The organism is Cupriavidus sp. WKF15 (genome assembly GCF_029278605.1).
Taxonomy (GTDB): Bacteria; Pseudomonadota; Gammaproteobacteria; order Burkholderiales; family Burkholderiaceae; genus Cupriavidus.
The window spans coordinates 1067705-1079786 of the sequence record NZ_CP119572.1 but is presented as its reverse complement, the minus strand read 5'-3'; the positions used below and the strand labels follow the sequence as shown (position 1 = coordinate 1079786).

Annotated in this window: 12 protein-coding genes and 4 tRNA genes; 4 read left to right on the top strand and 12 right to left on the bottom strand. The window is 64.6% G+C overall.

The window, feature by feature from the left end:
- Nucleotides 1-143 precede the first annotated feature (143 nt).
- Both CupriaWKF_RS05165 and CupriaWKF_RS05160 read right to left on the bottom strand, forming a co-directional pair.
- Nucleotides 144-401 carry a hypothetical protein gene (locus CupriaWKF_RS05165; protein ID WP_276099941.1) on the bottom strand — a complete coding sequence of 86 codons (258 nt, stop codon included), beginning with the start codon at nucleotides 399-401 and terminating at the stop codon, nucleotides 144-146.
- Nucleotides 402-665: 264 nt separating this feature from the next.
- Complete coding sequence (locus CupriaWKF_RS05160) at nucleotides 666-989, bottom strand: hypothetical protein (protein ID WP_276099940.1); 324 nt, start codon at nucleotides 987-989, stop codon at nucleotides 666-668.
- A gap of 208 nt (nucleotides 990-1197) precedes the next feature.
- Between CupriaWKF_RS05160 and CupriaWKF_RS05155 the strand changes: the two genes are divergently transcribed.
- Nucleotides 1198-1284: transfer RNA gene (locus tag CupriaWKF_RS05155), tRNA-Leu, on the top strand.
- A 37-nt stretch (nucleotides 1285-1321) separates the two neighbouring features.
- Here the strand turns inward: CupriaWKF_RS05155 and CupriaWKF_RS05150 are convergent.
- Nucleotides 1322-2407, bottom strand: coding sequence for a putative sulfate exporter family transporter (locus CupriaWKF_RS05150; RefSeq protein ID WP_276099939.1), 1086 nt, complete (start codon nucleotides 2405-2407; stop codon nucleotides 1322-1324).
- A gap of 95 nt (nucleotides 2408-2502) precedes the next feature.
- On the opposite strand from CupriaWKF_RS05150, the gene CupriaWKF_RS05145 reads away from it, so the two are divergent.
- Nucleotides 2503-3414, top strand: coding sequence for a LysR family transcriptional regulator (locus CupriaWKF_RS05145; RefSeq protein ID WP_276099938.1), 912 nt, complete (start codon nucleotides 2503-2505; stop codon nucleotides 3412-3414).
- Between the two features lie 48 nt (nucleotides 3415-3462).
- On the opposite strand, the gene CupriaWKF_RS05140 is transcribed toward CupriaWKF_RS05145, so the two are convergent.
- The 5 genes from CupriaWKF_RS05140 to uvrC form a co-directional block, all read right to left on the bottom strand.
- Nucleotides 3463-3536, bottom strand: a tRNA-Cys gene (locus CupriaWKF_RS05140).
- A 103-nt stretch (nucleotides 3537-3639) separates the two neighbouring features.
- A tRNA-Gly gene (locus tag CupriaWKF_RS05135) sits at nucleotides 3640-3715 on the bottom strand.
- Between the two features lie 65 nt (nucleotides 3716-3780).
- Nucleotides 3781-3856 (bottom strand) — tRNA-Gly (locus CupriaWKF_RS05130).
- A 169-nt stretch (nucleotides 3857-4025) separates the two neighbouring features.
- On the bottom strand, nucleotides 4026-4625 hold the full coding sequence (pgsA, locus tag CupriaWKF_RS05125) for a CDP-diacylglycerol--glycerol-3-phosphate 3-phosphatidyltransferase (protein ID WP_276099937.1): 600 nt from the start codon (nucleotides 4623-4625) through the stop codon (nucleotides 4026-4028).
- A 98-nt stretch (nucleotides 4626-4723) separates the two neighbouring features.
- Entirely contained in the window at nucleotides 4724-6715 is a 1992-nt protein-coding gene (uvrC, locus tag CupriaWKF_RS05120; RefSeq protein ID WP_276099936.1) for an excinuclease ABC subunit UvrC, read from the bottom strand.
- Nucleotides 6716-6845: 130 nt separating this feature from the next.
- Here uvrC and earP point away from each other — a divergent pair, with 130 nt between their 5' ends.
- Both earP and efp read left to right on the top strand, forming a co-directional pair.
- Nucleotides 6846-8009, top strand: coding sequence for an elongation factor P maturation arginine rhamnosyltransferase EarP (gene earP / locus CupriaWKF_RS05115; RefSeq protein ID WP_276099935.1), 1164 nt, complete (start codon nucleotides 6846-6848; stop codon nucleotides 8007-8009).
- 234 nt (nucleotides 8010-8243) lie between these two features.
- Nucleotides 8244-8804 (top strand): elongation factor P, encoded by a 561-nt coding sequence (efp, locus tag CupriaWKF_RS05110; RefSeq protein ID WP_224003567.1) that lies wholly within the window; start codon nucleotides 8244-8246, stop codon nucleotides 8802-8804.
- Between the two features lie 97 nt (nucleotides 8805-8901).
- On the opposite strand, the gene nagZ is transcribed toward efp, so the two are convergent.
- The 4 genes from nagZ to recO are packed head-to-tail and all read right to left on the bottom strand — an operon-like array spanning nucleotide 8902 to nucleotide 12081.
- Nucleotides 8902-9951, bottom strand: a complete 1050-nt coding sequence (nagZ, locus tag CupriaWKF_RS05105) for a beta-N-acetylhexosaminidase (RefSeq protein ID WP_276099934.1) — start codon at nucleotides 9949-9951, stop codon at nucleotides 8902-8904.
- A gap of 15 nt (nucleotides 9952-9966) precedes the next feature.
- Entirely contained in the window at nucleotides 9967-10389 is a 423-nt protein-coding gene (acpS, locus tag CupriaWKF_RS05100; protein WP_276099933.1) for a holo-ACP synthase, read from the bottom strand.
- Nucleotides 10386-11168: a pyridoxine 5'-phosphate synthase gene (gene pdxJ / locus CupriaWKF_RS05095; protein ID WP_276099932.1), complete on the bottom strand. Its 783-nt coding sequence runs from the start codon at nucleotides 11166-11168 to the stop codon at nucleotides 10386-10388. The genes acpS and pdxJ overlap by 4 nt, the downstream gene beginning before the upstream one ends.
- Before the next feature lie 37 nt (nucleotides 11169-11205).
- On the bottom strand, nucleotides 11206-12081 hold the full coding sequence (recO, locus tag CupriaWKF_RS05090) for a DNA repair protein RecO (RefSeq protein WP_276099931.1): 876 nt from the start codon (nucleotides 12079-12081) through the stop codon (nucleotides 11206-11208).
- Between the last annotated feature and the right edge of the window lies 1 nt (nucleotide 12082).

Below are 12082 nucleotides of genomic sequence, written 5' to 3'. Positions count from 1 at the left end.
TAGCGCCGCGCAAATGTCACAGTCACCGCGCCGGGCGCGTTGGCAAGGGTCAAACACAATTGCCAAAAACAACATGACCCGCACGATAGGCGGGTCAGGTTGCAGATCAGTCGACGTCGCGAGACGCCGGGAACTGGTATGCGTCAGGCGCCGTCGGTAAACGGATCCGGTTTGCTGGTGCGGGCACCGTCGGTGAACGGATCAGGCTTGGTGATCCGGGCGCCATCGGTATAGGGATCGGTCTTGCCGACGCGCGCGCCATCGGTGAACGCATCAACCTTGCCGACCTTGGCACCATCCAGGAACGGATCGACCTTGCCCGTGCCGGCAAACGACGGCAGCGACATAGCGGAAAGCGCCGCCAGGGCGGCGGCTGCCGCCAAACTACGCTTGATGTTCATGAGAGATTCCCCTTTATCTCAGTGACAGACAGGCGCCGCGCGGGACACGATCTCTTCGTATGACATCGCGGCGCCACACATGCAGTTTAGGGGAAAACCCTAATACGAACATCAACAAGCCTTTGAGCAGTCTATTCAGAAAATTTGACTGCACGGACGGCGTAGGGAACTTGCCAGGAACGGCCTGCCACCCACCTCAGGCGAACCGAACAAAACAAAAGAGCCCCGAATCGGGGCTCTTTCTTTCAAAAACCTTCCTGCCTGTCAGCGCCAGTGGCCATGACCGTGGTAGCCACGGGGGCCGTAGTACGGACGCGGGCCATAGTAGCGCGGGCCGTAATAACGCGGACCCGGACCGTAGTAGCGCGGACCGTAGTACACAGGAGCCGGCGCGTAGTACACCGGAGCCGGCGCCACCACGACCGGCGGTGCGGGCGGATAGTACACCGGAGCCGGAGGATAGTAAGCCGGCGCGCCGATAACCACGCCAGGCACACCGATCGCAACGCCAACACTCACATGGGCCATTGCCGCACCCGACGCAAGGCCAGCGACGATACCGAATGCTGCGAGCCACCAACGTTTCATTTCCTGCCCCTCTGTCCCGGATTTCCTGATGACTCTATTTTAGTGGCTCGGAACTTTCCGAGTGCAACGGCGCCCACGACATTGTTACGAGCCGTAACAGAAGAATCACTTTTGCTGTCTTTTGCTGGAAAACGGGCTTTGCGGAGAAGTCCTGGCAGCCCGCACTTGCATCCCGGATGCGCAGCCACCACAATGTTGGGCTTTCCGCGCGGCCGTGGAGAAATTGGTAGACTCAGCAGACTTAAAATCTGCCGCCCTTACGGGCTTACGGGTTCGAGTCCCGTCGGCCGCACCAGGCTGGCTGCGGCCGACGCCTCATCCCGCCCTTCCGCTCAGGCCATCAGGTAGCAGAGCGAAGCCCCGCCGACCATCAGGAAGACAAAGAGCACACCAGCCAGGGCGAGCGGCTTGCGCCCCGCGCGCAGCAGGTCGCCGATCCGCGTGTGCAGGCCGATGGCCAGCATGGCGCAGGCAAGCATCCAGTTGTCCAGAGCGATCAGGCCACCCTTCCATTCCTGCGGGACGGCGCCGGCAGAGTTCACTGCCATCACAGCCACGAAGCCGACGGCAAACCACGGCACCGACTTCAGCAGGCCACTCAGGCGCGGAGTACCGCCCTGGGCCTTGGCATCCTTGTTCGGCCACAGGGCCATCACCAGCAGCACCGGGCCGAGTGCCAGCACACGTACCATCTTGGCCACCACGGCGGCGTCTGCGGTGGTGTCGCCGATCATCTTGCCCGCTGCAATCACCTGTGCAACTTCATGCAGCGTCGCGCCGGTGAAGATGCCGAACATGCGCTCACTGACATTCCAGTGCCATGCGCCCGTCACCAGCTCGAACAGGTACGGATAGAGCAGCATGCCCACGGTACCGAACAGCACGACCGTGGCCACGGCAACCGCCGTCTGCTTGTCGTCGGTACGCACCACGGAAGACACCGCGATCGCCGCGGCTGCGCCGCAGATGGCGCTCCCCGAGCTGACCAGGATAGCTTCGCGGCGGCTCAGGCCGAATACTTTTGTACCGATCAACGTACCGAACAGGAGGGTGCCGAGCAGCATGGCAAGCGGTACCACGATGCCGGGCAGGCCGAGCGCGGCGATCGATGCAAACGTCAGCCGCAATCCGTACAGGGCCACGCCAAGACGCAGCAGGTAGTGGCGCGCAATCTGCATGCCGGGGGCCAGCGGTTGCAGCCAGTGCTTGGGCAGCGTGTTGGCTGCGACCATGCCAGCACACATCGCCAGCGTCAGCGCACTGAGGCCATAGCGCGAAATGGCTGGATGGTCGGCCAGGACCATGGCCAGCCACGCCACGCCCCCCAGGGGCAGCAAAGGCAGCAGGCGCTGGTGCCAAGGCAGCACGGCGGCTGAAGAAACCGCCTGGGCGGAGTTGGTAGCGGACACGGATGACATGGCGGCAGGGGTTTTGATTAGGTGTATGAAGCGTACCCCGCCCCCTTTAATCTGCAAAACGGGTAATATCGGTATGAATTACCTGAAATGTCGATATGGATCAGCGACCCCTTCGCCTGACGTTGCGCCAGCTGCAGGTCTTCGTCTCTGTGGCACAGCACGGCAGTACGGTTGCGGCTTCGGACGCCCTCTCGATGTCCCAGTCGGCCGTCAGCGCCTCGCTGGCGGAACTGGAACGTGCGCTCGACGGGCCCCTGTTCGATCGCGTGGCACGGCGCCTGAGCATCAACGAGACCGGGCGACAGTTCTTTCCGCGCGCCCTGTCGCTGATCGACCAGGCACAGGAGCTTGAGCGGTTCGCGACGCAAACCGGGGTGCAACTGCGCATTGCCGCCAGCAATACCATCGGCAGCTATATCCTGCCGGCGCTGATGGCTGGCTTCCGCGCCTCTCAGGGCGGACCATGCCAGCTGGACCTGCGAATCGGCAATACGCGCGACGTATTGCGCTCGCTGCTGCAGTTCGATGCCGACATCGGGCTGGTTGAAGGCGCGAGCCATGAGCGCGAACTGCGCAGCATGCCGTGGTGCGACGACGAGATGGTCGTAGTGGTTGGTCCCTCCCATCCGCTTGCGGCCGCGAATGCGCCGCTCGATGGGTTGCGCGATGCCGAATGGATCGTGCGCGAACCCGGATCCGGCACGCGCGAGATCATTGAGGAAAGACTGATGCCGCTGCTTGGCGAGCTGCGTTTCGCACTGGAACTCGGCAACGCGGAGGCCATCAAGCGCGCGGTGATGAGCGGCTTCGGCGTGAGCTGCCTGTCGCTGCACGTGGTCCGCGATGAACTGGAACGCGGCACGCTGGTGGCGGTGCGACAGGGCCTGCCTCATATCGTCCGTCCGCTGCAATTGGTGGTGCACCAGGACAAGTTCCCGACACGTGGGCTGTTAGCCTTTACCGAATATCTGCGGGTCACCGCCAAACAGGTTGGCGCACAGACATAGACGATGCACAAACGAAAACAGCGCCCGATGGGCGCTGTTTTCCTCAACTGGAGGCGGAGGTCGGAATCGAACCGGCGTACACGGCTTTGCAGGCCGCTGCATAACCACTCTGCCACCCCGCCAGGTGACGTGCTGCTGGATTGTATCCGCATTCACCAAACGCTGCTGGCAGCGCCTGCGGTTACCAACCCAAACAAAAAGGGAAGCGCTGCTTCCCTTCGGGGATGGAGCGGGAGACGAGTCTCGAACTCGCGACCTCAACCTTGGCAAGGTTGCGCTCTACCAACTGAGCTACTCCCGCGTACAACTTTTACTGCTACGAGCCCGACTGCAAGCAGCTGCCTGCCATCCAACCCGGAACCAACCTGGAGCGGGAGACGAGTCTCGAACTCGCGACCTCAACCTTGGCAAGGTTGCGCTCTACCAACTGAGCTACTCCCGCATGGAGATACTTCCTGCCGATCAGCCCTATGAGCTACGCAACTGGCTGCAAATAACAGCTTCTTGCGCTAAACCGGCTTATCTTGCTGCTTTCGTTTGCGTCGTCAGCAGCGAGAACGAGATTATTGCAAAGAACGGTTCCGTTCGTCAACCCCTTTTTGCGCGCAGCATCATTTTTGCGCGCGCGCCTCATTGAGGACACCGGCACGCTCGCGGATCTGCGGCCATGCAAGCTTCATGTAATAGAACATCGACCACAGCGTCAGCACCGCGGCCACGTAGATCATCCATGTGCCCATTACCTGCGCGTCGATGCCGAACAGGCGATCGCCGTAGAGCAGCATCGGGATCGCAATCATCTGCACCGTGGTCTTCAGCTTGCCGAGGAAGTTCACCGCCACGCTTTTGGAAGCGCCGATCTGCGCCATCCACTCCCGCAAGGCCGAGATCGTAATCTCGCGGCCGATGATGACCAGCGCAACCAGGTCCGCCACGCGGCCCAGCGCCAGCAGGGACAGCAACGCGGCCGTGACCATCAGCTTGTCCGCCACGGGGTCCAGGAACGCGCCGAACGCCGAAGTCTGGTTCCAGCGCCGCGCCAGGAAGCCGTCCAGCCAATCCGTGACTGCGGCGATGATGAAGAAGGACGCCGCGGTGACATTCTTCGTGTGCATCGGCAGCCATGCTTCCGGCAGGTAGTACACGCCCACCACGAGGGGAATCATGGCGACGCGCAACCAGGTCAGCAGGATCGGGATATTGAAGGGCATGGGGCTGGAAGACCGACTGGGCAATGGCGAATTCCGCGATTGTCGCCGATTTCGGCGCCAATGCACGCCCGGCGGGTTAAATCGCCGGGTCTAAGGCATCAATGAAGCTGGCGATAGATCTCTTCGGCGAGGACACGGGAAATGCCGTCGACGCTGGCCAGTTCGTCAATGCTGGCCGCCATCACGCCGCGCAGGCCGCCGAAGCGGGTCAGCAGCTTCTGCCGCCGGCGCGCGCCCACGCCCTCGATCTCTTCCAGGCGCGAGGTCGTGCGGGCCTTGGCCCGGCGCGCGCGCATGCCTGTGATGGCAAAGCGGTGCGCCTCGTCCCGGATTTGCGCGACCAGCATCAGCGCCGCGCTGCCCTGACCGAGTTCAAGCGACGGCCTGCCGTCGGCGAACACCAGGGTCTCGAGCCCGACTTTGCGGCCCTCTCCCTTGGCCACGCCGACCAGCAGTCCGATATCGAGACCCAACTCCTCGAACACCTGGCGCGCCACTTCCACCTGCCCCTTGCCGCCGTCGATGAGCACCACGTGCGGCACCGTCGACGACGCCTCGCCGGCAGTGTCAAGCCCGCCCTCCTCCTGCATCTGCTCGACCAGCTTCTGGTATCGGCGGGTCAGCACCTGGCGCATGGCCGCGTAGTCGTCGCCCGGCGTGATGTCCTGGATGTTGTAGCGACGGTACTCGCCGTTCTGCATATCGTGATGGTGAAACACGACGCAGGACGCCTGCGTCGCCTCGCCCGCGGTATGGCTGATGTCGAAACACTCCACGCGCAGCAGCGCCAGGTCTTCCAGGTCGATGCCGATCGTCTCCGCCAGCGCGCGGGTGCGCGCCTCCTGGCTGCCCTGCTCCGCAAGCCGCCGTGCGAGTGCCAGTGCCGCGCCCTGCTGCGCCATTTCCAGCCATGCCTTGCGTTGGCCCTGCGGTTGCCGCACAAGCGCAATCTTGCGCCCCGCATGGAGCGCGAGCGCGTCAAGCAACGCCGCATCGTCGGGCACGTGGCTGACGACGATGATGGGCGGCGCCGCCTGATCCAGGTAGTGCTGCGCCATGAAGGCCGACAGCACGCGCGCCGCGATGCGTTCCACGCCCGGCGGCCCGGCCGGCGCCGGATCGCCTTCCGTGCTCCCGGCACTGTCGTCGCTGTCCTCGACGATCATTGCCGCTTCGTCGGCATGCGCGGGGAAGTAAGCCTTGTCGCCCAGATGGCGGCCGCCACGCACCATGGCCAGGTTGACGCACGCGCGCCCGCCTTCCACGACTACCGCCAGGATGTCGATGTCGCGCGCCTGGCCAACCTCCTCCACCGCCTGCCGCTTGAGCACGGTCGACAGTGCGGCGATCTGGTCGCGCACCGCTGCCGCCTGCTCGAACTCCAGCCGCATGGAATGCTCTTCCATCTTCGATTGCAGCCCCTCCAGCACCTCGGTCTCGCGGCCCTGCAGGAAACGCGCCGCGTTGCCGACGTCGCGCGCGTAGTCCGCCTCACTGATCGCACCGACACACGGGCCCGTGCAACGGTGGATCTGGTGCAACAGGCAGGGTCGCGTCCGGTTGTTGAAGACCGTGTCTTCGCAGGTGCGCAGCTGGAACACCTTCTGCAGGATCTGCATGCTCTCGCGTACCGCGTAGGCGCTTGGGAACGGCCCGAAGTACTGGTGCTTGCGGTCCGTGGCGCCGCGGTAATAGGCCATGCGCGGGAAGCGGTGGCCGGTCAGCTTGAGAAATGGATAGGACTTGTCGTCGCGGAACAGAATGTTGTACCGCGGCGCCAGCGCCTTGATCAGGTTGTTTTCGAGCAGCAGCGCCTCGGCCTCCGTGCGGACCACGGTGGTTTCCATCCGCGCGATCCTGGCCACCATCATGGCGATGCGCGGCGACAGCTGCGTCTTGTTGAAGTAGCTCGATACCCGCTTCTTGAGGTCGCGCGCCTTGCCGACATACAGCACGTTGCCGGCGCTGTCGAAATAGCGGTACACGCCGGGCAGGCCCGGCAGGCGGGCAATGACGGGCTTGGGGTCGAAGGGTTCTGCCGGTGCCGCTTCAGGCGGTTGGGCCGAAGCGTCTGGAAGCTGGTCGGACATGAGGGACGATGACCAAATCGATGTGGCCGGCTCGCGATTCGCGGCAACGGCTCTAAAATCCGAAGTTTAGAGCAATTCACTGCCGCACCCCGCTTTGCCCGCGCTCGCTGCCTTTCCTGCCACCTCTGCCATGCCAATCCGTTCCTGGGACATCTTCTGCACCGTCATCGACAATTTCGGCGATATCGGCGTCTGCTGGCGGCTGGCGCGCCAGCTTGCACAGGAACACGGCCACCTGGTGCGCCTGTGGGTCGATGACCTGCATAGCTTTTCCCGGCTTGCGCCCGCGCTGGACACGACGGCCCGCCAGCAGCACCTGTCCGGCGTGGAAATCCTCACGTGGCGCCCCGGTGGCGATGCCGATGACCGAGCCCGCTTTGCCGACCTTGCCGTCAACGACGCCGTCATCGAGGCGTTTGCCTGCCACTTGCCGGATGCGTTCCTTGCACGCATGGTGGCGCGCGAGCACGCACCGGCATGGATCAACCTGGAATACCTGAGCGCCGAGCCCTGGGTACGCGAGCACCACGGCATGCCTTCGCCGCATCCGCGGCTGCCGTTGATCAAGCACTTCTTCTTTCCTGGCTTCGAGCATGGGACTGGCGGCCTGCTGCGCGAGTCGATGCTGGGCGACCAGCGCGATACGTTCCTGGCCGGACCAGCCGCGCAAGCCGCCCTGTGGCACCGGCTGCAAGTGACGCCCGATGCCAGTGCGCTCAAGGTCAGCCTGTTTTCCTACCAGAACCCCGCGCTGCCCGCGCTGCTCGAGCAATGGCGCGATGGCGCGGAACCGGTCCAGTGCCTGATTCCGCACGGCATGGCGGCGGAGCAGCTGGCGGCATGGTCGGGCGAAACCGCCGCGCCTGGCAAGGCGCTGGTGCGGGGCAACCTGCAGGTCAATATCGTGCCCTTCGTGCGGCAGGAGCACTACGATGAAATGCTGTGGGCCTGCGACCTGAATTTCGTGCGCGGCGAAGACTCGTTCGTCCGTGCGCAGTGGGCGGCGCGGCCGCTCGTGTGGCATATCTACCCGCAGGATGAGGACGCGCACCGCGACAAGCTGGACGCGTGGCTCGGGCTGTTCAGCCGCAGTGGCGTGGACACCGCCGCAGCCCGGGCCCTGGCGGATTTCTGGCACGCCTGGAATGCGTATGGCAATGCACCCGACTGGGCCGCCTTGCGCAGCAAACTGCCCGTGCTGACACAAGCCGCCAGACAATGGCAGACGCGCCTGCTCGGCTTGGGTGACCTGGCGGCAAATCTCGTGGCGTTCTGTGAAAATCGGGTAAAATAGTCGGTTGATTTGATGGCGACCGGGCCGGGTAACCAAGGCTCCCAGCCGGCAGCGCTGCAACGCGCGCCGCAGCGCGGGAACCTGAGCGAACACTGAGCACGGGGTCAGGCGCGCGTGGGCACGGGCCCAACAGGCGCCAAAACGGCAAGGCGACAGGGCTTCCTGCAGGCCGCGCCTCCGCCACACCTCGCCATACCAATTTCCGAGACTTTCTTTTTCAGGAAAACAGTTCAGATGAAAATCGCACAGGAACTCCGCGTCGGCAACGTGTTCATGATGAACGGCGCCCCGATGGTTGTGCAGAAGGCCGAGTACAACAAGTCGGGCCGCAACGCCGCCGTGGTCAAGATGAAGTACAAGAACCTGCTCACCGAAGCCCCGGGCGAATCGGTGTTCAAGGCTGACGACAAGTTCGAAGTCGTGGTGCTCGAGCGCCGCGAATGCACCTACTCGTACTTCGCCGACCCGATGTACGTGTTCATGGACGCTGACTACAACCAGTACGAAGTCGAGCAGGACAGCATGGGCGACTCGCTGAACTACCTCGAAGACGGCATGGCCGTGGAAGTGGTCTTCTACAACGACAAGGCGATCTCGGTCGAAATGCCCACCACGCTGGTGCGCGAAATCGTCTACACCGAGCCGGCTGTCAAGGGCGATACTTCGTCGGGCAAGGTATTGAAGGGCGCCAAGATCAACACCGGTTTCGAACTGCAAGTGCCGCTGTTCTGCAACATCGGCGACAAGATCGAAATCGACACCCGCACCGGCGAATACCGCAGCCGCGCCAACTAAGCGCACGGCTCGCCCCCGCCGCACCAGCGGGGCCGGTAACGGAAAAAGGCAGCCCCGGCTGCCTTTTTTGCTGTCCGCCGCAAACGCGGCCGCCCGTTCAGGCGATCAGGTCGTGCTCCTTCAGCAGGCGCAGCGCGGCACGATACTCCCCCTCCTGCTGCAGCTTGTTCCAGTCGAGCGGCTTGCGGCGCGCGAAAAGCTTGCGGATGCGGCGCTGCGAAGTCTTGTCGATGCCGGCATCCAGTTCGGCCAGCAACTGATCGGCACGCTCGGGGTGGTTGCAGATCAGCACCATGTCACAACCGGCGGCGAGCGCGGCACGCGCGGCTTGCGTGACATTGCCGGCCACGCTGGCCCCTTCCATGCTCAGGTCGTCACTGAAGATGACACCCTCGAAGCCCAGCTGCGCGCGCAGGATGTCCTGCAGCCAGAACGGCGAGAAGCCCGCCGGATTGGGGTCGACCTTCGGGTAGATCACGTGCGCGGGCATGACCGACGCCAGCGACAGGCCCATCCAGTCGTACGGGCGCGCGTCCTGTGCAAGGATCTCTTCCAGGGGCCGCTCGTCCACGGGAATCGCGACATGCGAGTCAGCCTCGACATAACCATGGCCTGGGAAATGCTTGCCGCAGTTGCTCATGCCCGCCAGCAACAGCCCATGGTTCAGGTGGCCCGCCAGCATGGTGACCACGCGCGGGTCGGCGTGGAAAGCACGGTCGCCGATCACGGCGCTGCGGCCGTAGTCGAGGTCCAGCACCGGCGTGAAGCTCAGGTCGATATCGCAGGCGCGCAGCTCGGCGGCCAGCACGTAGCCGCAGCTCACCGCGGCCTTGGTGGCAGCGAGCACGTCGCGATCCCAGAGCGCGCCCAGCTTGCTCATGGCAGGCAGGTGCGTAAAACCATCGGTCTTGCAGCGTTGCACACGCCCGCCTTCATGGTCGATGCAGATCAGCACGTCGTCGCGAATGGCGCGAATGGCGCGGGTCAGCGCCAGCAGTTGCGCACGCGATTCGAAATTGCGCGCAAACAGGATCACGCCGCCGGTCAGCGGGTGTGCAATGCGGCGCGCGTCTTCGGCATCGAGCTGCTTGCCGACGACGTCGAGCACCACCGGTCCCGGCCGTTTGCCGGAGAGCTTCTTGGTCATGGATATGGTTCGAGGCTAGGCTGGATTTTCCGGGATGGCCGCATGGCCGCCCCGCTCGGCGATTGCGAAGGCAACCGCGTAGTCATGCTCATCACTGACACTGACACGTATCGTCAGGCCGCGTTCCCGGACCCATTGGGCGAGTTCGCCGTGACATATCGGTGTCGGCTCGCCCGATGGCAGGTTCATCAGTTCCATCGCGCGCCAGGTCATCGGCCAGCGCATGCCGAGTCCGATCGCCTTGGAGAAGGCTTCCTTGGCGGCAAAGCGCGTTGCCAGGAAAGCCAGGCCGCGCCGCTCCGAGCGCGCCTTGCGCGCGTGGTACTTGACCAGCTCGTCCGGCCCCAGCACCTTCTCGGCGAAACGGCCGCGCGTGCGCTCCATCACGCCCTGGACGCGCGCGATCTCGATGATGTCGGTGCCGACGCCGTAGATCACGCCGGGCTGCCTGCAGCGGGATAGCGGGTACCCAGGCGCGCGGCCACCATGATGGCCTTCATCTCGCGCACGGCGTTCTGCCAGCCGGCGAACACCGCGTGCGCAACGATCGCGTGGCCGATGTTCAGTTCCTTGATGCCCGGTAGCGCGGCGATGGGCTGCACGTTCGTGTAGTGCAGGCCGTGGCCCGCATTCACCACTAGGCCATGACGGATGCCGGCATCGACGCCATCGGCAATGCGGCGGAACTCGACGGCCTGCTCGTCGGGCGTATGCGCATCGGCATAGCGTCCGGTGTGCAGTTCGATCACCGGTGCGCCGCAGGCTGCGGCAGCGGCGATCTGGTCGGCATCGGCGTCGATGAAAAGCGACACGCGGATACCCGCCGCGGCCAGTTGCCTGCATGCCGCACTGACCTGCTCGAAGCGCCCCGCCACGTCCAGGCCGCCTTCGGTGGTCACCTCCTCGCGCCGTTCGGGCACGAGGCATACGTCCTGCGGACGGATCTCGCAGGCAATGTCGAGCATCTCCTGCGTAATCGCGCATTCGAGATTCATGCGCGTGGTCAGTTGCGGACGCAGCGCGCGCACATCGGCGTCGCGGATATGGCGGCGGTCTTCGCGCAGATGCAGCGTGATCAGGTCCGCGCCGGCCTCCTCGGCCTGCAGCGCAGCCTGGATCGGGTCGGGATACACCGTGCCGCGCGCATTGCGCAGCGTGGCAACGTGGTCGATGTTGACGCCAAGGTCGATGACGCCCGGATTTGCGTGGAAGATCATGCTTGCGGAATCAGCAATGGGCCGGTAGCCCGGCAGGTCAGAGGTAGTGCAGGTCGATCAGGATCTGCCGCGTCTTGAGCGGCGCACCCTGCAGATAATAATGCAGAAGGAAGCGCATCAGCGCGCGGCTTTGCAGCGCGGTCTGCGCGCGCCCGTAATCGTCCTGCGACATGTCCAGCAAGGTCTGGCCCGAGACCACGGGCCACGACGACGGGTCGCTCGGCTGGGCCCTGCGCACGCCGCGCTCGGGCTGGTAGACATAGTCCAGGCCAGGCTGCACGCTCTCGCCGGTGCTCAGGCACTGGTCGAAGGCCACGGCGAAACCCGTTTCCTGCAGCAGCACGCGCTCGAAACTGCGCAGCACCAGGCCCGCGGGCTCCCCATGCGCCAGGCGCGTGAGCGTGGCCATGTAGTGGCGGAACAGCGCCGGATGGCCGTCTTCGCGCGGGCAGAACCGCATCAGCAGCTCATTGAGGTAGAACGCGGACAGCAGCGCGTCGCCGGACAGCGGCGGCATGCCGCCGACCCATTCGGCGCGCGTCAGCGTCTTGACCTCGCCACGGCCGCTCCAGGAGAGGGAAATCGGATGAAAGTGCTGCAGCACCGGGCGCAGGGAGGAATGCGGCCGCTTGGCACCCTTGGCAACCATCGACAGCCGGCCGTGGTCGCGGGTGAATACATCGAGTATCAGGCTGGTTTCGCGATACGGCCACGCGTGCAGCACGAAGCCCGGTTGCTCCGACACGCGGGACTCGCTGCGCGCCGGAACGATCCGCATGGCCCGATCCATCATCGCACGACCGGCGGCATCGGCCATACCCGGCAGCGCGCGGTTGTCGAGCAACTCGGCGGCTTCGTCCACTACCGGATCGGCGCGGCGGGCCTTGGCGGGCCAGCGCGCGAACTCAGGCATC

What these genes read in the sequence shown, in the direction of transcription:
- efp (WP_224003567.1), top strand. Translation starts at nt 8,244, where the DNA reads ATGAAAATCGCACAGGAACTCCGCGTCGGCAACGTGTTCATGATGAAC.
- CupriaWKF_RS05145 (WP_276099938.1), top strand. Translation starts at nt 2,503, where the DNA reads ATGGATCAGCGACCCCTTCGCCTGACGTTGCGCCAGCTGCAGGTCTTC.
- pgsA (WP_276099937.1), bottom strand. Translation starts at nt 4,625, where the DNA reads ATGCCCTTCAATATCCCGATCCTGCTGACCTGGTTGCGCGTCGCCATG.
- CupriaWKF_RS05165 (WP_276099941.1), bottom strand. Translation starts at nt 401, where the DNA reads ATGAACATCAAGCGTAGTTTGGCGGCAGCCGCCGCCCTGGCGGCGCTT.
- earP (WP_276099935.1), top strand. Translation starts at nt 6,846, where the DNA reads ATGCCAATCCGTTCCTGGGACATCTTCTGCACCGTCATCGACAATTTC.
- recO (WP_276099931.1), bottom strand. Translation starts at nt 12,081, where the DNA reads ATGCCTGAGTTCGCGCGCTGGCCCGCCAAGGCCCGCCGCGCCGATCCG.
- pdxJ (WP_276099932.1), bottom strand. Translation starts at nt 11,168, where the DNA reads ATGATCTTCCACGCAAATCCGGGCGTCATCGACCTTGGCGTCAACATC.
- nagZ (WP_276099934.1), bottom strand. Translation starts at nt 9,951, where the DNA reads ATGACCAAGAAGCTCTCCGGCAAACGGCCGGGACCGGTGGTGCTCGAC.
- uvrC (WP_276099936.1), bottom strand. Translation starts at nt 6,715, where the DNA reads ATGTCCGACCAGCTTCCAGACGCTTCGGCCCAACCGCCTGAAGCGGCA.
- CupriaWKF_RS05160 (WP_276099940.1), bottom strand. Translation starts at nt 989, where the DNA reads ATGAAACGTTGGTGGCTCGCAGCATTCGGTATCGTCGCTGGCCTTGCG.
- CupriaWKF_RS05150 (WP_276099939.1), bottom strand. Translation starts at nt 2,407, where the DNA reads ATGTCATCCGTGTCCGCTACCAACTCCGCCCAGGCGGTTTCTTCAGCC.